Genomic DNA, 19207 nt, shown 5'->3' with positions numbered 1-19207 from the left:
TGGGTCAATAGGTGATGCACACCGACTTGGTTTCGGTGAAGCCTTCGATGGCGGCCTTGCCGAATTCACGGCCGATGCCCGACTGCTTGTAGCCACCGAACGGCAGGTTGGGGTCGACGGGCACGTGGTTGTTGACCCACACCGTGCCGGCCTCGATGCGCGGAATCAGGTCCATGACGCGGCCCAGGTCATTGCTCCAGATGCTCGCGGTCAGGCCGTAGCGGCTGTCGTTGACCATGCCCAGGGCCTGCTCGACATCGTCGAATTGCAGCACCGACAGCACCGGTCCGAAAATCTCCTCCTGCACGGCGGTCATGTGCTGCTGGAGGTTGGCCAGTACTGTCGGCTGCACGAAGTAGCCGGGCAGGTCGGCGCGCTCGCCACCGGTGGTGAATTGCGCGCCTTCCTGGCGGGCGATGGCCAGGTAGTGCAGCACGCTGTCCTGCTGCTTGCGCGACACCAGCGCGTTGATCTGCGCGTCGGCGTCCATGCCGGCACCGACCTTGAGTGCGCTGACCTGGGCGGTCAGGGCCTCGACGAAATCCTGGTAGCGGCTGGCATGCACGTACAGACGCGAGGCCGCAGCGCAGACCTGGCCCTGGTTGAGCAACCCACCGCCGATGGCACCGGCCACGGCTTTCTCGATGTCGGCATCGGCCAGCACCAGCATCGGGTTCTTGCCGCCCAGTTCGAGGGTGAAACGGGTCATGTTGTGCAGCGCGGCGATGCCCACCTGCTTGCCCACCGCCGTGGAGCCGGTGAACGACACCTTGCTCACCAGCGGGTGGGAGACCAGTGCCGCGCCGGCTTGCGAGCCATTGCCCACCAGGACGTTGAACACGCCGGCCGGAACGCCGGCCTCGATGGCCAGTTCGGCCAGGCGCAGGGCGGTCAGTGGTGTTTCGTCGGCCGGCTTGATGACGATGGTATTGCCGCAAGCCAGTGCCGGCATGATCTTCCACAGCGCGATCATCAGCGGAAAATTCCACGGCACGATGCCGGCGACCACGCCGACTGCCTCGCGGCGGGTGTAGGCATTGAAGCGCGCACCGGCCGGAACCGGGATGGAAACGTCGAGGGTCTGGCCCTCGATCTTGGTCGCCCAGCCGGCCATGTAGCGCATGTAATTGAGTGACGCACCGACTTCCACGGCACGCGCCAGGTGGATGGATTTCCCCTGATTGAGGGTTTCCAGCTGGGCGAGTTCTTCGCCGTGCGCCTCGACCACATCGGCGAAGCGCAGCAGGATGCGCTCGCGCTCGGCCGCCGCCAGGCCGCTCCAGCTGCCCGATTTGAAGGCGCGATGCGCCGACTGCACGATGGCCTCGACCTGTTCGGCGCTGGCCTGCACGCTGCTGCTCAGCACGCCGGCGGTGGCCGGGTTGTGCAGGTCGCGGCGGGTGCCATTGGCGAGCCGGCTCTGCGCGCCGTCGATGAACGAAGCGTGAGAGCGGGCCAGGAAGGCCTCGACCTCGGGAAGGGTGTCGATGAGAGTACTCATGCGGTGCTCCAGGGCTTGATGGGTTGGCAGACGCCGGTGGCGCGCGTGGCCCGAGCATAAGCAAGCGCCCGGCGGATCTCTTGACTGTGCCTGCCGTGCCGGCATGACTCTGGCTGCACGGCGGCTGGCCCGCGAAGCGCGCGGTAAAGCCCGCTGCGCGCGCCATCCGCCGCGCATGCCTAGAAGGGCACCGCCACGGTCAGCTGGCTGTAGACATTGGTGCCATTGCCGCCGACCTGGTTGCCGCCGTTGGCTGCATCCTTTTCCGGTTGGTAGAGGCCGAGCAGCGGGCTGATGATCAGGTGCTCGCTGACCGCCCACTCGGCGTACAGGTCCAGCTCCCGGGCGTCGAGATTCAGCGCATCGCTTTTCTTCAGCGTGTCGAAATCGAAATACAGGGCGCCAAGGGTCAGGTTCTCCAGCGGCGTGACCTTGAAGCCGACGTGATGGATACCGGTGTTGCTGTTGAACGGGCCGGCATAGTTGGAGGCCACCTCGCCCTGGAACCAGGTGCCATAGCCGGTACTGAAACCGTTGAACAACGCATCCCAGTCGTTGGAGTAACGGCTGTAGCGGTAAGTGAGCTTGGGTGCCCAGGCGATATCGGCGAAGGTGTAGCCGGCTTCCAGGTACCAGGCTTTTTCGCTGCCGGCAGCCTTGTCCTGCCAGGCGTATTCGAAGCCGAAGCTGGCGTTCTCGAGCCCCGCGTCGCCTTCTCCGCGCAGGCTGTAGACGTCCATGCCGTCGCGCTGTTGCTGGAAGTCGCTGGCCCACTGGTCGGTGACCCCCAGGCCGCGGATGTAGGTGAGGCCCAATGTGCCGACCGCGCCGGTGTAATCCAGGGTGCCGCCGGCCAGCGAGGTTTCCGCCTGGGCGCGGTTGTCGGACTTCAGCCAGAAGGCGCTGCCGTGCAGGCCGTCCTGGCCGCCCAGCTTCAGCACGGCGGTGCGGTCGAAGGCATGGCGGGCCGCTATGTAGTAGGCGCCGCCACGGTCGAGGGCACCCTCGGCGGGGCCCTGGCCGAGGTTGGGACCGTCGTCGTTGATCAGGAAGCCGCTGCCCAGCTTGATTACCTGGCGGCCGAAGGAGGCGTCCACACCGTCCTTGCCCAGCACCGGGAACATATCGCCGGAGCGCCAGCCCAGGTAGGCATCCTCGATCTTGGTGGTGCGTTCGGCGCCCGTGGTGTTGCCGGCTGCGTCGCCATCGCCCCAGGTGCCGGAACTGACCAGGCTGAACGCGCCGTAGACACTGCCCGAAGCGCCGAGGCGCTGGTCACCACTGAGGCCGTATTTGATGAAACCTTCGCGCCAGCTGGAACCGCCTGCGGTGCCGTCGTAGTTCTTGCGGCTGTTCATCCAGCCGTACACGGCCAGAAAGTCGGCGTTGAGCCGGGTGTCGTCATCGGCATACAGCTCATAGGCGTTGGCGGCCTGGCCGGCGCTCAGCATGGCCAGGCTCAGGCCGACGGCCCGGGCCATGGGCACACGGCGGGTGGAATGTGCCATGAGGCGTGCTCCCTGTTGCAGGTGTGGGTTGGCGGCGAAGCTTCTTGGGGCTTCGGCGGGCGCGCCAGGAGCTCGGTGCTGGCGCTGCGGGCTATTAGTCACACTGCTGCGAGGGCGCGTCTTGATCGTCTCTGCCAACCGCGTTGATCGCCATGGACAGACAGCGCGGCGATGTCAGCCAGCAACAAGAATGCCGGCAGCCAATGGCAAGACGACCCTTGCAAGCCCGGCGCAGAGTGGTGCCAGCTGTGCTTGCAGGGCCTTGAGCCGGAGCACGGGGAGGGGTGACGGCGGTGTCGGCGATCCAGCGGATCGGCATCGGCCGGGTGCCGGCATTACTGACAATCAGACGATCCGCTTTCGAGGTCCACACGATGTCGATCAACGCTACGCTCAATGAGCACCTGGCACGCGGGACGGTGGGTTTTCCGACTGCGCTGGCCAGCACCGTCGGCCTGATCATGGCCAGCCCGGTGATCCTTACCGCCACCATGGGCTTCGGCATCGGCGGCAGCGCCTTCGCCATGGCGATGATCATCGCCCTGCTGATGATGCTCGCGCAGTCGACCACCTTTGCAGAGGCGGCCGCGATCCTGCCCACCACCGGTTCGGTGTACGACTACATCAGTGCCGGCATGGGGCGCTTCTTCGCCATCACCGGAACCCTGTCGGCCTACCTGATCGTGCACGTGTTCGCCGGCACGGCGGAAACCATTCTGGCCGGCACCATGGCACTGGTGAATTTCGAGCACCTCAACACCCTGGCCGAGTCGTCCGGTGGCGCCTGGCTGCTCGGCGTGGTTTTCGTGATCGGCTTTGGCATTCTCAATGCCTTCGGCATCAGCGTGTTCAGCAAGGCCGAGGTGATCCTCACGACCGTGATGTGGAGCACCCTCGTGGTATTCGGCATCGGCGGGCTGATCGCCGCCCCGGCAGTGGAGCTGGACGGTCTGTTCGGCGCCTCGATGGTCGGCACCGATCTGATCACCATCCTGTCGCTGGTGGGTATGGCCATGTTCATGTTCGTCGGCTGCGAGTTCGTCACACCGCTGGCGCCGGACCTGAAACGCTCGGCCTGGGTATTGCCGCGCGCCATGGCGTTGGGGCTGCTGGGGGTTGGCGCCTGCATGTTCGTCTATGGCGCGGCGATGAAGCGCCAGGTGGAAAACGTGCTGCTCGACGAAGCCAGTGGCGTTCGCCTGCTGGACACGCCCATGGCCATTCCGCAGTTCGCCCAGCAGGTCATGGGCGATATCGGCCCGATCTGGCTGGGGATCGGCTTCCTGTTCGCCGGCGCCGCGACCATCAACACCCTGATGGCGGGTGTGCCGCGCATCCTCTACGGCATGGCCGTCGATGGCGCGCTGCCAAAGGTGTTCGCCTACCTGCACCCCCGCTTCAAGACGCCTCTGGTGTGCATCGCTGTGGTGGCGGCGATTCCCTGCCTGCATGCCTGGTGGCTGGCGGGCAATGCGGACAGCATGCTGCCGCTGATTCTCGCCGCGGTGTGCGCCTGGGCGACGGCCTATTTGCTGGTGACCCTGTCCGTGGTGATCCTGCGCATTCGCCGCCCGGACCTGCCGCGAGCCTACAAGTCGCCGTGGTTCCCGCTGCCGCAGATCATCTCCTCGGTCGGCATGCTGCTGGGCATCTGGTTCATCGCCCCACCTGGCATCGAACCTCGCGCCGTGTACCTGCCATTCGCGCTGATGCTGGGCATCACAGCCGTGTACGCGCTGTTCTGGACACTCTGCGTGCAGCGGGTCAACCCGTTCAAACCGGTGCCGGTGGAAGAGATACTGGCCAAGGAATTCAGCCACGCACCTGGCGCACACGGCAGTGAGTACTCCTTCGATGCTGCAAAGACTGTCTGAGCTGTTCGGCAAGCAGCGGCGGCCCTCGGGCTATCGGCCGGGAGCGACCCTGGAACAGGTACGCCGCAACTTCGCCGGCCTGCCGTTCGAAGCCCTGGAAGGCGGCACACGAGGGCGCTTCAGGGTGGCCGCCGCGGACCTGAGCTTCGAGGTGGCCGAGCGCACGCACAGTGAGTTGCTGATGCACCTGGTGCTGACCGATTTCATCCTGCGGGTGCCCACGCTGGGCAGCGGTCTGATGGCTGTCGACATCCGCCACAGCGGCGCGCTCACCCGCACCGGCCTGGCCTGCAAGCGCCGCCAGGGCGATGACGCCGAGCTGGCCGCGGTGGAGCAGCGCCTGCTCGGTGATCAGTCCTTGTGCCGGGCGCTCATGCCCCTGGACTTCAAGCGCCTGGCGATCGCCCGGGTGGGCGAGCACTGGCAGGTCAGCCTGGAGCACATGGCCGCCAGCGAAGTGGTCAACCGGGTACCCAGCTTCCGCCGCTACATCCGCCTCGGTGACGAGCAGCGCGACTGCCTGATCGCCGCACTGGTGGCCCTGCAGCGCATCCTGCGCACCTGCTGAGTGCCACTCGGCGGCGCCTGCACCACGCGCAGGCACGCCAGCTGGCCCGCTGCCGGCCAGTCGATAAGCGGACATTCCCTCGCTCACCGCGCCCGGCCTTCACTGCCGGCAGACGAGCGCCCGAAAGGTGCTTGTCGGGGCGCCGGTGGCACCAAAACTGCAACGGTTGGCGGGACACGTTTGCCTGTTGCGAGCAGATCGATAACATGTTAACTATTGGGCGACAAGAACAAGACAGCATCCGTGGAGGTGCGTATGAATGGCCAAAGCATGGGCCACGACGGGCTCGAGAACTGGAATGCTTCATTGCAGGCGATCTGCGGTCGCTTCGAGACCCGCATGGCGTTCAACCGCTCCCTGTTCATCGGCGATATTTCCCGGCAATGCCACGCCGGGCTGTACATGGCGCACCTGCGCACCAATGCCGGGCTGATCGCCCGCCATTCGATAAAGCCCGACCACGACGATGACCAGCACTGTTTCCTGGTCAGCCAGCGCAGCGGTTTCTCGCAAGTTTCCCAGAATGGCCTGAACATCCAGCTGGCGCCTGGCGACCTGCTGCTCATGGACTCGGTCGGTTCGTGCGAGATCACCCCGTTCGGCCTGATCGAGCACGCCTCCCTGCACCTGCCGCGGGACGCGGTGAACCAGGCACTGGGGGTGGGCCATGGCAAGTTCGGCAAGATTTCCTCCGCCTGCGCCAGTGGCCGCATGCTGCACCTGCTGGTGGACCAGCTCTGCCGTGAGGCCGACGGCAGCAACCAGGGACAGGCGCTGGAAAGCGCGTTCGTGTCGCTGCTCGCGCCCGCCTTGGCGGGTGACGACCGGGGCGAACTGTCCACGGATGGCCTGCAGGGTTCCAGCCTGCGCAACCACGTGCAAAAGCTCATCGATGAGTCGCTCGGCCAGCCCAACCTCAATCCGCTGGGCCTGGCATCACGCCTGAACATCTCGGTTCGGCACCTGTATCGCCTGTTCGAGGAACAGAACGACAGCGTGTGTCGTTACATCCAGCGCTCACGCCTCAAGCGCAGCGCCGAAGACCTGGCCAACCCGTTTCTCAGGAGCGAGTCGATCACCTCCATCGCCTACAAATGGGGGTTCACCGATTCCGCCCATTTCAGCCGGGCGTTCAAGAAGCAGTTCGCGCTGTCGCCCAAGGATTACCGCGCGATGGCGCTGATGGAAACCGCGGGCGCTGCCTGAAGGCGAAGGCACTGCGCAGCCCTCTGCCGCCTGCCGGGCGCCAGAGGGCTTTTGCTTTCCGGTCAGCCAAGGGTGGCGAGGGTTTCGGGCAGGGTGGCGCCGCCGTCGACGATGATCGTCTGGCCGGTGATGTAGCGGGCCTTGTCCGAGGCCAGGAAGAGCATCGCGTCGGCAATGTCCTCGGGCTCGCCCAGGCGGCCCAATGGCACCGCCGCGGCGATGCGTGCGCTGAGCTGGCGGTCGCCGAGGTTGTCCATCGCCGGGGTGCGAATCATGCCCGGTTCCACACCGTTGACGCGCACCCCGAGCGGTGCCAGCTCCAGCGCCGCGCTGCGGATGAAACCGTTGACCCCGGCTTTGGAAGCCGCGTAATGGCTGAGCCCCGGATAGGCCACCCGCGGCCCGGTTACCGAGGAGGTGACCAGCAGGTTGCCGCTGCCCTGGCGCTCGAACAGCGGCAGCGCGCCCTGGGCCAGCCAGAACAGCGCGCTGAGGTTGACCGCCAGGGTGCGTTCGAGAATCGCCGGGGTGATCTCGGCGAACGGCGTCAGCGGAAAGTAACCGGCGTTGTGCACCAGCACGTCCAGGCGGGGCAGGCCGGCCAGCAGCCGGGTGATGGCATCGCGGTCAGCCAGGTCGACGCCCAGCGCCGCGGCGCTCGACCCGCGCGCCAGCAGGTCGTCGGCCAGCGCCTGGGCGGCCTCCAGGCGCAGATCGGCGATCAACACATGGGCGCCACTGGCTGCAAAGGCTTCGACGATCCCGCGGCCTATGCCCTGGGCGCCGCCAGTCACCAGTACGGTCTGCCCGGCGTAGTCGAAATGGCTGGCCATCAGGCACCTCCGAGCCTGGCGTAGGCCAGGGTGGGCACGTCGACCACGGTGGAGCCGCCATCGGCGACGATGGCCGCGCCGGTGATGATCGAGGCCTCGTCGCTGATCAGAAAGCGGCACACGCTGGCGATCTCCTTCGCACTGGCGGCGCGGCGCAGGGGCACGTCGGCGGTGACCCGCGCGTAGGCGGCGTCGAGGTCCTCGCCGTAGTGCTGCATCAGCGGCTGCATCTCGTCGTCGGCCATGGGCGTGCGCACCCAGCCCGGGCACACGCAGTTGACCCGCACGCCCTGCGGCCCGTAGTCGCGCGCCAGCGAGCGATTGAGGCCGAGCAGCGCGTGCTTGGCGGTGGTGTAGCCGCAGACGCCGGCACCGGCGGCCAGGGAGGCGATTGAGCCGAGCAGGACGATGCTGCCGCGCCGCTCGACCAGCAGCGGCAGGCAGGCGCGGGCACTGTAGAAGGCGCTGTCCAGGTTGCTGCGCATGGCCGCCTGCCAGCCGGCATCGCTGGTCTGCGTGGCGCTGCCCAGGCCGTGCCCGCCGGCACAGGCGAGCAACGCGTCGATGGCGCCGAAACGCTGCGCGATGGCCTCGATGAAGCCCGTCCAGGTCGCGCCATCGGCAGCATCACCGACCAGCACCAGGCCGCCGGTCTCGGCGGCCACTCGCTGCAGCGGCTCGGCTCGCCGGCCGATCAGCACCAGGTTGGCACCTTCGCCGGCCAGGCGACGGGCACAGGCCTCGCCGATGCCCGTACCGGCGCCGGTAATGACGATTGTCCTAGGCATCACCGTACTCCGTGCGATTGAGCACATCGCAGTGCGATGCCACGGGGAAATTGGACAGTGCTTTGAGCCCCTCGTCGGCGTAACCGAATATCTTGCCGTCGCTGCGGTGCTGCTGCATATCGATCATCACCAGGCCCAGGGTCGGCACGATCTTCTCGCGCCAGACGAACAGGTACAGGCCATCGGCGATCCGGTAGTAGTCGCAGCGGTCGGTGTCGCACAGGCCCTGCTCGACACCTTCCAGGCATTGCCAGGTGTAATAGTTCGGGTTGAGGTAAATGTGCTCGTAAACCTCGGTGGGGCTGTAACGGTAGCGGTTGCGCAGGCCCACCAGCTCGGTGCTCGGCGCATGCGGACAGGCGCCTTGCTGCCAGGGACGGTCCAGCGTGCCGTGGAAGAACGTGGCCTCCACGCTGGTCAGCGTCTTGCCCGCCAGCGCGCGGGCATACAACCCTTCGCGGGTGTCGGCGGCGGTGGGCAGTTTGCCGATCACCGCGGTGAAGGACTGGCTGTGGGTATCGAGCACCAGGCTGATCGACCAGTCCTGATCGTGTTCGTTCTTGAGGAAGTCGACCAGGTAGATGCCCGGCCGCACCGAGGTGGCACGGTAGCTGGCGCTGCCGCTGGAGTGACCGTCGGCCGCGTGCCAGTGCAGCTGTTCGGCGTCGAAGCGGTGGGCGATCTCCCAGCCATTGGCGAAGTGCAGGGTGAAGCGTTTGCCTGCCAGGTCGGCCAGGTTGGGCAGAATGAAGGCGGCAGGGGCGAAGCCGTCGGCCAGGTCGCCGACGGTGATCCAGTCGGATGTGGTGCTCATGATGATCCTCCAAGGGTGGGCGGGAGGCCTATGGTGCGGTGGCCGGGGCGCGGCGGGTATCAACCGGATGGTTGATACCCCGCGGTCTGGTCACGTGCGCCGGGCGTTGACCGGTGGCACGCGCGCCGCCCAGGGCTGTGCCTGTTCCAGCTGCGCGGCGAGGGCCAGCAGGGTGCCTTCCTCGGCGAAGCGGGCAGCGAAATGCGCGCCCAGGGGCAGGCCCTCGGGCGTCCAGTAAAGCGGCACCGACATCGCCGGCTGGCCGCTGGCGTTGAACAGTGCGGTGAACGGCGAGTAACTGTGGAAATGCTCGATCAGCGTGGCCAGGTCGATGCGATCGTCGAACACGTCCAGGCTGCCGATCAGCGGCGCCTCGCGGGTCAGGGTCGGGGTGAGCACGATGTCGTAGTCGACGAAGAAGTGCGCCAGCCTGCGGCCCAGGGCGTGGATGCTCTCCACGGCACTGGCATAACGGGCGCCGCTGACGCCGCCCTTTTCGCGCAGGATCACCCGCGTGCGCGGCTCCAGCTCCTCGTCGGTTACCGGCAGGCCGCGCATCTCGCCGACCAGGTCGAGGTAACTGCGGGTGCTGGCACCGATCACGTCGAACACCTGGTCGAGGAACGCCAGTGGCTCGACCGGCAGCACCGCCGGTTCCACGTGGTGGCCGAGCGACTCGCAGAGTTTGGCGGCGTGGCGTACCGCGGCGAGGGCCTGGGGGCCGCTGCTCCAGGGCGCCAGGTGTTCGACCAGTGCAATGCGCAGCGGGCGCTGCACCCGGTGCAGGCTGTCGACGAACGGCTCGTCCTGCCAGGGGGCGGCGTACGGCGCGCCGAGGTCGCTGCCGGCGGTGATGTCGAGCAGCGCCGCGCTGTCACGTACCGACAGGGTGATCGCGTGGGCCGTGCCCATGCCGGCCCAGCCTTCGCCCACCAGTGGCCCGCTAGGCAGGCGACCGCGACTCGGTTTGAGGCCGAACACGCCACAGCACGACGCCGGTACGCGTAACGAGCCGCCGCCGTCGTTGCCGTGTGCGAAGGGCACCACGCGCGCGGCCACCAGCGCTGCTGCGCCACCACTGGAGCCGCCTGCGCTATGTGCCGGATTCCAGGGGTTGCGGGTGGCGCCGAAGCGGGTCGATTCGGTGGTGTAGGAGGTGCCGAACTCCGGCGACGTGGTGGTGCCGATGAACTGGCAGCCGGCCTCGCGCAGGCGCGCGACCACGGCGTCGTCCAGGCCCATGCGGGCTTCGCCGAGCGCCAGGGAGCCGTTGCTCATGCGCGCTTCGGTCAGTGGCGAGAACAGGTCCTTGATCAGTGTCGGCACGCCGGCGAAGGGGCCGTCGACGGGGGTTGCCGAACGGGCGCTGTCATACAGCTTCTCGGCTACCGCGTTGAGCTGCGGCTCGACCTTCTCCAGGCGTGCGATGCTGGCTTCGAGCAATTCGCTGCGGCTGATTTCGCCATTGCCGACCAGTTGCGCCAGGCCGGTGGCATCGTGTTGATCCATGAGGGCGTGGATGTCTTGCATGGTGATCCTCGAATGATGATGACCGCCGCGGGCAAACCCGCGGTGGCTCGATGGAAGGGATTACGGGTGGGTGCTTAGCGCGCCGTGACGAGGCTTGAGCAGCGCCGTCACGGCCCATGCGGCAGCGCCGACCAGGCTGGCGATGGCGAGCCACTGGATGGCGCCGCGCAGGTCGTGGCCGAAACCGCCGAGCATGGCGACCACCAGCGGGCTGACGAACTGGCCGATGTACAGGCAGGCGGTGAAGATGCCCAGGCCCCGGCCGCGAGTACTGGCACTCAGGGCATTCATCACCGGGGCCATGGCGTTGGGGACCAGCAGCCCGGCGCCAATACCGTGGATGGTCGAGGCCAGCAGCACGTCCTGATAGCTCTGCGCGCGCATCAGCAGCCACAGGCCCAGCGCCAGCAGGGCCAGCAACAGGGCGTTGCAACCGGCGATGCCCAGGGTTCTGCGCAGCAGCGGCCAGGTCAGGGAGCCGCCGAGCGTCGCCAGCAGGCCGAGCCCGGCGCAGGCGCCGATCATCGTGCTGGAGGTGACACCCAGGCTGACCAGCAGGATGGGCGTCTGCACTGGCACGACGAAGTTGAGGATCATGCCGCCGAGTATCAGCAGGTAGCCCACCAGCAGAGTGGGAATGGACACCTGGTCGTCACCCTGGTCATGAGCGCTCGGTGCAGTGGTGCGCAAAGGCTCCCAAAGCACCCGGACCATCGCCGGCACCAGCAGCAATGGCAGCAGGTACAGGTAGAACGGCAGGCGCCAGGAGTGCTCGCCGAGAACCCCGCCGAGCAAGAAGAACAGCGCGCCGACCAGGCCGATGGTGACCACCTGCAGGTTGACGAAGCGCATGCGCTCTTCGCCGCGCCAGTAATCGGCGATCAGGGTCGCGCAGCAGGTCATGATCGCCGCCTCGGCGCACCCGAACAGCAGCCGCGCCCCGACGATGCTCGGCAGGTCGTTGAGCAGCGCGGGCACCACGCCGAGCACGGCGTAGAGCAGCGTGGCGACGATCAGCAGCGCCTTGCGCCCGACCTTGTCGGCCAGCCAGCCGGCCAGCGGGGCGACGATGGCGATGGCCAGCGCAGGGCCGGTCACCGCCAGGGGCACCAGAATGTCGGCGCGCGGCTCGATGGGCCCGAACTCGGCGCCCAGTTTCGGCAGGATGGGGGCGACCATCACCGCGCCCATGATGGTCAGGCTGCTGCCCAGCAGCAGCACCACGCCTTCGCGACGACCGCTGGCCTGGCGTGACGGTGCCGCCGCTGAAACGGATTGCTCTATGGACATGGTGATGGCCTCAGAAACTATGAGAGACGCGCAGGGCGATGGTGTGGCCTTCGGCGCGGTTGCGAGCACCGAACTCCTTGTAGGCGTGCAGCCACACCGGCGGCAGGCCGGGCTTGAAGAAGCTCACGGCAGGGCCTACCGCCAACACCCGGGCGCGGTTGCCGTGGTCGAGGTTGGGGGCGTCGTCATCGGTCAGTTGGCGGTAGTAGTAGCCGCCAAGCCCGACGGTCCAGGGGCCGACGTGCTGGCCAACGGCGAACTCATGACGATATTCGACCCCGCTGCGGTAGTCGGTGGCGCGGTTGCGGGTGTTGAAATCCAGTTGGAAGCTGGATGAGGCTTCGAATCCGCCATCGCTGATCCAGGTCGCGTTGAGCATCGGCGACACCGTCCAGTGGTTGACGCCTGGCGATATCAGCCGGTCCTCGTCGTAGTCGCCGGTGGGGGCCTGGATCTGCAGCTGGCTGTTGACGAACAGGTTGCGCGACAGGTTCCACTGCAGGATCAGGGGCATCACCTGCAGGTCCGCCTGGCGGAACACTTCCTCCTGGAAGCGCAGCGGGCCGAACGGAGTGTTGACCTTCAGTCGCGCGTCCATCTGGAAGAACGGCATCACCGCCCCGAAGCCGTACTGGGCACCGAACAGTTGCCGGTCGGTCATGCGGATGTAGGCCAGGCCGATGGACAGCACGTCGAGGGAAAAGGCGTTGTCGACCTTGTCGCCATTGCGGTCCTTTTGCACGTTGGCCGAGTAGTAGGCGGTGCGCAGGCCCAGGGTGCCGAACGGCGTGGCAGGCGGCGACATGCCTGCGCCGAAGTCGTAAACGCCGGCCGCCGTGGTGGGCGCGCCATTCTCGGTAGCCTGCGCAGCGATCGGGAGGAGGAATGGGAAGAGCAATAATCCTGAGGCGATCAGCGGTGATTTTCTTTCTTTGTGCATGGAAAACCCCTTTTTCTTATGTTGGCTGGTACGGGCTCCAGCCTAGGGGCTCTAGGGATAGGGTGTTATCCGATTTCAGCACAGCCACCCCGTGCCCGGCGCAGGGTGTCGGAAGGGCGCTCGCCGAACAGTTGGCGGTAGTCCGTGGCGAAGCGGCTGAGGTGCCAGAACCCCCAGTTCGCGGCCACCGCCTGCACCGAATCGCTGCCGTTGCCCAGGAGCAACTGACGGTGCACGGCGTTCAGGCGCAGGGCACGCAGGTAGGCCACCGGGTTGGTGCCCAGGGTCTCTTGAAAGCAGTACTGCAGCTTGCGGCGGCTGGCGCCGATCTGGTTGCACAGCTCGAGGATGTTCAGCGGGCGGTCGCAGTTGGCCAGGGCGTAATCCCGGGCGCGGTCGACCATGCGCTTGCGGGCACTGAGGGGCAGCGGGTGGTCGTCTTCGCTGTCGATCAGCTCCAGCAGGTGCATCAGGATGGCGTCGCGTATGGCCCCGCGAATGGTGACGTGGTCGAGCAGCGCGGTGCCGCTGCCGTGTTGTTCGAGCACATCGCCGAACAGGCGGATCAGCTCGTGCTGGTTGAAGTCGCTGAGCAGGCGGTAGCATTTTGGCAGGCGCTGCAAGTCGAGCTCGCGGTGCTGGCGCTGCAGTGCGTCCTGCAGCGGTTGCTCGTCGATGGCGATGCAGATCAGGTCCAGCCCACCCGGCACGCGCAACTCCGGTAGCTGCTCGGCCCTGGCAACCAGCAGGCTGGGTTCGTGGATCGAGTGGCCGGTGCAGTGGAAGTGCGGGTTGGCGCTCAACGGCATGCTGAAGGTGATCGAGCCGGGCCAGGCTGCACCATTCTTGACCATCGCCTGGCTGGAGCGGTCACGGATTAGCTGCATGCCGCTCAGGTGTATCTCGGTCAGCTCCCCCGTGAACTGACCGGCGCCGAGCTGATCGTAGCGCAGCTTCCAGCCTTGCAGGCTCTGGGCGTGCTCCTCGATATCCTGGGTCTGCCGGTAGTGGATGAGGTTGTCGGTGATGGCTGCTTCGCCGGCAGGGGTGCTGCCGACGACGGCTTGACTGTGCATTTTCGAAACCCTTTCGCAACGACCGCTGATAGAGCGCAAAACACGCAATTTCCGTTCCCTCGGGCGGGTGATCGGCAAGCTTTGCCGAAAACGGATAAGCCCGCCATCGATGGGCGCTAACCTGGCACTCAGGGCCAACAGGTGTGGCAAGGCGGAACAAGCATCGGGGTGCGCCGCCGGGTAAGAAAAGGCTCGCCAATCATCCTGGAGCGCCCTGTCATGCCTAGAAGCTGGTTCAGCAAACCGTCACCACCGGTCGAGGTGGTACCCGCGGTTGTTACCGAAGTGCCCCATGCGGTGGCGAATCCCACCCACTGGCCGTCGCAACGTTTGTTCGAACTGCTGACCAGCCTGGCCAGCGCCACCGCAGCCGGGCTGGACAGCGCCCGCCAGGCTTGCGTGGAGATTCAGCGCAGGGGCCAGCAGATGGAACATGCGCTGGGCGATTCGGCGGGGCACATGCGCCAGAGCAATGCGCTGGCCGAAGCCATGCAGCAGGCATTGAGCGAACACCTGAGGCAGGTCGAGCGCGATATACGCCAGCATCTGGACGAAGTGGCCGTGCAGCTCACCGCCAAGTCGAATGAGGTGATCACGGTGCTCAGCGACATTGGTGACATCGCCAGGCAGGTCAACCTGCTGGCGCTGAACGCGGCCATCGAATCGGCCCGGGCCGGGGAGGCGGGGCGCGGTTTCGCGGTGGTTGCCGACGAGGTTCGCAAGCTCGCTCAGCGCACCCTGCTCAGTGCCCGTGATGCCACCGAGCGCATGGACCTGAGCCCCCTGCAACAGCGCATGGCCAGTGTGTCGACCCATAGCCAGGGCAGCTTCGAGCTGCTCACTCGCCAGCTGGACGCCTCGCTGGGGCAGATGAACACGCTGTTCGCCACTATCAGTGGCAATGTCGAGGGGTTGCAGCAGACCAATCGGGTGATCCTCGAAAGTGCGCCGCAACTGGGCGAGCGGCTGAGCCACCTGCTGGGCCTGGGCGAGCGCGCCGGCAGCATCGCCCGCGGTGCAGGCGAGGCGCTGGTGGATGGCGTGACGGCCGAAAGGCGCCTGCAGCGCCTGCTCGGCGAGCAACGCATCGCCACCCGCTGCGATCAGGACCGCCTGGCGACGGTGCTCGAGCGCGGGCGCCTGCGCGTGGCCATCGAGCCGAACCTGGTTGGCATGTCGTTTCGCCAGCGGCCCGGCGAGCCGTTGCGCGGCCTGGATGCCGATTACGTCAGGGCCTTTGCCCAATGGCTCGGCGTCGAGGTGGAGTTCATCGAGCATGGCTGGGAACACTGCATGTCGTTGCTGGCCTTTGGTCGGCGCGCGGGCGAGGCACCGGCCGACCTGATGTGGAGTGCGTTGCCGGTTTCCCCGGCGTTCAACGATCTGGCGTTCTCTCGCCCCTACAGTGTTGCACCGCTGATTCTCGCCCGTCGCCAGGGTGACGAGCGCATTGCCGGCCTGGCCGATCTGCAGGGCCGCGTGCTCGGTTGCGGCAACGACCCCGTGGCCCTGGAAACCCTGGCGCAGCTCGGCGTGCGCTGGTCGGCCAATCGTCATCTGCCCGGTGGCCGTGTCGAGTTGGCCAACCTGATGGTGTTCTCCGATCAGACACGCATCCACGACGCGCTGGTCGAGGGCGTGGTGGATGCCTTTGCCGCCGAGCGGCCGGTGTATCACTGGGCTGCCAGCCATCGCCAGAGCCGCTGGTTCGGCAAGCTGGAGATCCTGCCGCAAGCGCTCGGCGAGCGGCTCTGGCACTACGGCGTCGGGGTGGCCCGGCGCGGCGAAAATGCCAGCTTGCTGGCCAGGGTCGACGCGTTTCTCGAACAGTTCCAGGACAGCGCACGGCGCAAGGAAATCGAAACCACCTGGCAAGGGGGCGCGCTGGTTGCGCCTGCCGGCAGCCTGGAACTCAAGGGGGTGGCCGACGCCCGTGAACTGGCGCGCCTGCCGCGCTGAGGGCATGCCGAGCTCCAGCCGGCCGCAGTGCAACACGCGGCCGATGAGGTCACAGAAACAGCGTGCTGACCAGCTCGGTGCGGTTGCGCACGCCGACCTTGCGATAGAGGTGCAGCAGGTGCGTCTTGATCGTTGGCAGGCCCAGGCCCAGTTGGCGTGCCAGCAGTTTGTTCGGCAACCCGTCGCGCAGCAGCACGGCCAGCTCGCGCTCGCGTGGCGTGAGCCCCGCCAGGCGCCTGTCGGCGCAGAGCGGCTGGCTCTGCGCCGCCAGCTGCATCAGCCCTTGCAGGGGCAGCAGGCAGGCCAGCTCGTCAGCCCGGAAAGGGCCCAGCCGCGTGCCGCGCAGCAGTGAAACACCGGCGCTCGGCTTGCCGTCGACGAGGGCGATTATCTCCACCACATCGACCACGGCATGCTGCTGTAGGAAGCGCCGGTACTCGCGGTTGTCTGCCTCGCTTTGCAGCGCCAGGCCGGCGTGCAAGGGAACTACCGGAGTGCCTGCGGCCTGGCAATGGCCCGGCCGCAGGGGGTCGACATGGCGGTAGTGGTGCAGGTAGGCATCGTGCATCGGGTCGAGCATGTCCAGCAGGATGAAGTCGCATGCCTGCAGTTGCGCGTCGATGCGGTAGAAGGCGCCCTGCGATGCCGGCACGAGCTGGCGGAAGGCAGCGAGGCAGTGGCGACCGAAATCGCCCGGGGGCTCGTGGGTGACTGCTGGCATGCTGCGCTCGCCGCATGAAGCGCCAGCCGAGGCCGGCGCCGCGGGGTCAGGCGACGGCGTAGTAGTGCTTGACGAAGCTGTCGCTGAGCACTTCCCACAACACGGGCGTGCCCTGGGTCACGAACCAGCTGTCGCCGGCCTTGAAGCGGCTGGTCTGGCCGGTGGATTCATCGGTCAGTTGCACCTCGCCAGTGACGATGGTGGCTTGCTCGCTGAACGGATAGGTCATCCGGAACTTGCCTTTGGTGGTGCCGAAATAGGCCGCACTGACCGGGTCGGTCGGCGCGCCGGCGGTCATTTTGCCGAAGCACCGGACCTCGCCTTCGAGGATCTCCGAGCCCAGATCGGCAACGGTGCCCCAGGCGTCCAGCTGGTCGAGGGTGATGCCGTTCTTGATGGCGGTGAGTGACATGGGGATTGCTCCTGTGCAGGGAAAAGAGGGTTTCGATGGGCCGCCGCGGGTGGTCAGCGGCGGCCATTCCAGTAGCCGGACAGCTGGTGCAGGGTCTTGCCGCCGGTCAGCAGCAGGGGCCGGAAGTGGTCCTTGCCGATGACGTTGATGCGCCGGATCGAACTGACCAGGTCATAGCGCGCCGAGCCTTCGCTCATGCCCTCCGCCAGTACCTTGCAAATGATGTGGCTGGGAGTCACGCCGAAGCCTGAATAGCCCTGCACGAAGAACGCGTTGGGGCGACCCGGCAGGCTGCCGATCTGCGGGAACAGGTTGGGGCTGGTGGCCATCGGGCCGCCCCAGGCCAGGTCGATCTTCACGTCCTTGAGGTAGGGGAAGATCTTCAGCATCAGGTTGCGATTCCAGGCCTTGAGGTCGTTGGGGATGTGTTCGATGAAGGGCGTGGCGGCGCCGAACAGCAGGCGGTTCTCGTTGGTCACCCGGTAGTAGTCGATGACCGGGCGGATGTCGCTGTAAGCGCCGCGGATCGGGCTGATGCGCTGGATCATGTCGTCCGACAGCGGCTCGGTCATGATCTGGAAAGCGTAGGTATTGATGGTGCTGCGATGCAGTTCCGGCTCCAGTTTGTTGAGGAAGCTGTCGCAGGCCCACAGCAACTTGCTGGCCTTGACCGAACCCTTGCCGGTGCGCACGGTAATGCGTTCGCCGTAGGTCACGTCCAGCGCCGGGCTGTACTCGAAGATCTTCACGCCATAGCTGCTCAGGGCCTTGGCCTCGCCAAGCAGCAGGTTCAGCGAGTGCACGTGGCCACCGCCCATGTGCAGCAGGGCGCTGCCGTAGGCATCGGAACCGATGATCTGCTTGACCTCGGAGCCGCCCAGGAAGCGAATTTCGTGGGGCGAGCCGAGGGATTTGAAGTCCCGCTCCCAGGCGCGCAGGGTCTTTTCCTGGCGCGCATTGAAGCCCAGGTAGCCATAGCCGTGGCAGAAGTCGGCGTCGATGTCGTACCGGGCGATACGCTCCTTGATGATGTCGGCACCCATGTCGCTGATCTCGAAGATCTGCCGCAGGCCGTCTTCGCCGACGTCTTTCCTGATCTTTTCCATGTCGTGGCCGATGCCGGCCATGATCTGTCCGCCATTGCGCCCGGTGCCGCCGAAGCCGAGGTAGCGGGCCTCCAGCACGACGATGTTGGTGATGCCTTTTTCCGCCAGCTCCAGCGCCGTGTTGATACCGGAAAAACCACCGCCGATGATGACCACGTCCGCTTCCAGGTCCTGGTCCAGCGAAGGAAAACTGAGGTCGTACTTCTTGGTGGCGGTGTAGTAGGTGGGGGTTTCGATGTTGATCATGGCAACGACCTGGACACGATGGGAGATACCTGCGTTGACGGATAGTAGACCCCTGTCACCCCCGCGCGTCTTGTTCCTGTCTGTCGTCGCCCTTGACCCTGCCTGACAGGGCGCTTCGGCCTGTGCGCGGCGGGCTCTGCGGGCGCCCGCGGTTGAGCCTGGGCGCTTGTGGTGCGTGGCGCGCCCGGGCCTTGATTGCCTGCAGACGAACGCGGCCGGCGCAGCATGGCGATCATCGCGGCAGCCCGCTGGCCTGCGCCGCGGTGAAGCCTTCGAGGCGTGCTGCCGCGGCCTCGAAGTCTCCGTTGCTGGCGTGGCCCAGTGCATCGACCTGGGCGCGCTCCTGTTCGATCACGTAGGCCCAGAACGCCCGGCTTTCGGCGTCATCGGGAGGCTGCACGGCCTGCAGCTCGGCAAGGTAGTCGGCGGTGGCGCCGGCGAGCATATTCACGAAGGTGGTCTCCAGCAGCCAGGAAAATACCTTCGACCCCCAGGCCTTGACGCCGCCGCTGCGTGTATCGGCCAGGCCATGGCGACGGGCCTCGGCCTGGTAACGAGGCACCTGGGCGTGTTCCAGGTCGGCGTAGGCAAGCCAGAACCGCCCTTGCACCGTGCCGGCGTGGCGCGCCGCCAGTGCCGGCACCACGGCAAGTGCAACCGCGCGGTTGGCCAGCTCCTTGTCCAGGGCGGCGAGGTAGGCGGAGTCGAGCGCCACGGCCGGGCGTGCCAGCGCGACCAGGCAAAGGATACTCAGCAGGTGTTTCACGGGCCGGCGCAGCATGGCGGCGTCTCCAAAAAAAGGCCCGGTGAGGGGCCAAAGGGTGACAAGCAGCGG

General features: G+C 66.7%; 17 protein-coding genes and 1 pseudogene. 5 read left to right on the top strand and 13 right to left on the bottom strand.

The features are described from left to right. Window positions 1-4: 4 nt before the first annotated feature. Complete coding sequence (locus ACZ0AV_RS09750; RefSeq protein ID WP_499150857.1) at window positions 5-1501, bottom strand: aldehyde dehydrogenase family protein; 1497 nt, start codon at window positions 1499-1501, stop codon at window positions 5-7. A gap of 179 nt (window positions 1502-1680) precedes the next feature. Then, window positions 1681-2982 carry an alginate export family protein gene (locus ACZ0AV_RS09745; protein WP_499153339.1) on the bottom strand — a complete coding sequence of 434 codons (1302 nt, stop codon included), beginning with the start codon at window positions 2980-2982 and terminating at the stop codon, window positions 1681-1683. 401 nt (window positions 2983-3383) lie between these two features. Between ACZ0AV_RS09745 and ACZ0AV_RS09740 the strand changes: the two genes are divergently transcribed. The 3 genes from ACZ0AV_RS09740 to feaR all read left to right on the top strand — a co-directional run bounded on the left by ACZ0AV_RS09740 (window position 3384) and on the right by feaR (window position 6657). Further along, window positions 3384-4883, top strand: coding sequence for an APC family permease (locus ACZ0AV_RS09740; protein ID WP_499150856.1), 1500 nt, complete (start codon window positions 3384-3386; stop codon window positions 4881-4883). After that, window positions 4864-5451, top strand: a complete 588-nt coding sequence (locus tag ACZ0AV_RS09735) for a DUF3156 family protein (RefSeq protein ID WP_499150855.1) — start codon at window positions 4864-4866, stop codon at window positions 5449-5451. Before ACZ0AV_RS09740 ends, ACZ0AV_RS09735 begins: the two co-directional genes overlap by 20 nt. Window positions 5452-5706: 255 nt before the next feature. Then, entirely contained in the window at window positions 5707-6657 is a 951-nt protein-coding gene (gene feaR, locus ACZ0AV_RS09730; RefSeq protein WP_499150854.1) for a transcriptional regulator FeaR, read from the top strand. Window positions 6658-6719: 62 nt separating this feature from the next. Here the strand turns inward: feaR and ACZ0AV_RS09725 are convergent, their stop codons facing one another. The 7 genes from ACZ0AV_RS09725 to ACZ0AV_RS09695 all read right to left on the bottom strand — a co-directional run bounded on the left by ACZ0AV_RS09725 (window position 6720) and on the right by ACZ0AV_RS09695 (window position 13928). Further along, the gene (locus ACZ0AV_RS09725; protein WP_499150853.1) at window positions 6720-7490 is read right to left on the bottom strand and encodes an SDR family oxidoreductase; all 771 of its coding nucleotides are present in this window, start codon (window positions 7488-7490) and stop codon (window positions 6720-6722) included. Then, on the bottom strand, window positions 7490-8278 hold the full coding sequence (locus ACZ0AV_RS09720) for an SDR family NAD(P)-dependent oxidoreductase (RefSeq protein WP_499150852.1): 789 nt from the start codon (window positions 8276-8278) through the stop codon (window positions 7490-7492). The genes ACZ0AV_RS09725 and ACZ0AV_RS09720 overlap by 1 nt, the downstream gene beginning before the upstream one ends. After that, window positions 8271-9092 (bottom strand): molybdenum cofactor biosynthesis F family protein, encoded by an 822-nt coding sequence (locus ACZ0AV_RS09715; RefSeq protein WP_499150851.1) that lies wholly within the window; start codon window positions 9090-9092, stop codon window positions 8271-8273. Before ACZ0AV_RS09715 ends, ACZ0AV_RS09720 begins: the two co-directional genes overlap by 8 nt. 90 nt (window positions 9093-9182) lie before the next feature. Then, window positions 9183-10622, bottom strand: a complete 1440-nt coding sequence (locus ACZ0AV_RS09710; RefSeq protein ID WP_499150850.1) for an amidase — start codon at window positions 10620-10622, stop codon at window positions 9183-9185. Between the two features lie 60 nt (window positions 10623-10682). Next, window positions 10683-11912, bottom strand: coding sequence for an MFS transporter (locus ACZ0AV_RS09705; protein WP_499150849.1), 1230 nt, complete (start codon window positions 11910-11912; stop codon window positions 10683-10685). A gap of 10 nt (window positions 11913-11922) precedes the next feature. Beyond that, on the bottom strand, window positions 11923-12852 hold the full coding sequence (locus ACZ0AV_RS09700; RefSeq protein ID WP_499150848.1) for a SphA family protein: 930 nt from the start codon (window positions 12850-12852) through the stop codon (window positions 11923-11925). A 65-nt stretch (window positions 12853-12917) separates the two neighbouring features. Then, window positions 12918-13928, bottom strand: coding sequence for a helix-turn-helix domain-containing protein (locus tag ACZ0AV_RS09695; RefSeq protein WP_499150847.1), 1011 nt, complete (start codon window positions 13926-13928; stop codon window positions 12918-12920). A 219-nt stretch (window positions 13929-14147) separates the two neighbouring features. Between ACZ0AV_RS09695 and ACZ0AV_RS09690 the strand changes: the two are divergent. Then, window positions 14148-14765, top strand: a pseudogene (locus ACZ0AV_RS09690) (methyl-accepting chemotaxis protein); the annotation flags it as partial. 33 nt (window positions 14766-14798) lie between these two features. Further along, a complete protein-coding gene (locus tag ACZ0AV_RS09685) occupies window positions 14799-15887 on the top strand; it encodes a substrate-binding periplasmic protein (protein ID WP_499153338.1) in 1089 nt (362 codons plus the stop codon). 49 nt (window positions 15888-15936) lie between these two features. Here ACZ0AV_RS09685 and ACZ0AV_RS09680 read toward each other — a convergent pair whose 3' ends face one another. From ACZ0AV_RS09680 to ACZ0AV_RS09665, 4 genes are all read right to left on the bottom strand, one after another. Next, window positions 15937-16608, bottom strand: coding sequence for a helix-turn-helix transcriptional regulator (locus tag ACZ0AV_RS09680; protein ID WP_499150846.1), 672 nt, complete (start codon window positions 16606-16608; stop codon window positions 15937-15939). 46 nt (window positions 16609-16654) lie between these two features. Further along, the gene (locus ACZ0AV_RS09675) at window positions 16655-17020 is read right to left on the bottom strand and encodes a cupin domain-containing protein (protein ID WP_499150845.1); all 366 of its coding nucleotides are present in this window, start codon (window positions 17018-17020) and stop codon (window positions 16655-16657) included. A gap of 53 nt (window positions 17021-17073) precedes the next feature. Beyond that, window positions 17074-18372 (bottom strand): NAD(P)/FAD-dependent oxidoreductase, encoded by a 1299-nt coding sequence (locus ACZ0AV_RS09670; RefSeq protein WP_499150844.1) that lies wholly within the window; start codon window positions 18370-18372, stop codon window positions 17074-17076. 232 nt (window positions 18373-18604) lie between these two features. Further along, window positions 18605-19153, bottom strand: coding sequence for a hypothetical protein (locus tag ACZ0AV_RS09665; RefSeq protein WP_499150843.1), 549 nt, complete (start codon window positions 19151-19153; stop codon window positions 18605-18607). Window positions 19154-19207 lie beyond the last annotated feature (54 nt).

The organism is Pseudomonas sp. AC532 (assembly GCF_979258965.1).
Note: the sequence above shows the minus strand (reverse complement) of the source record. Positions and strands in the feature narration are given on the sequence as shown.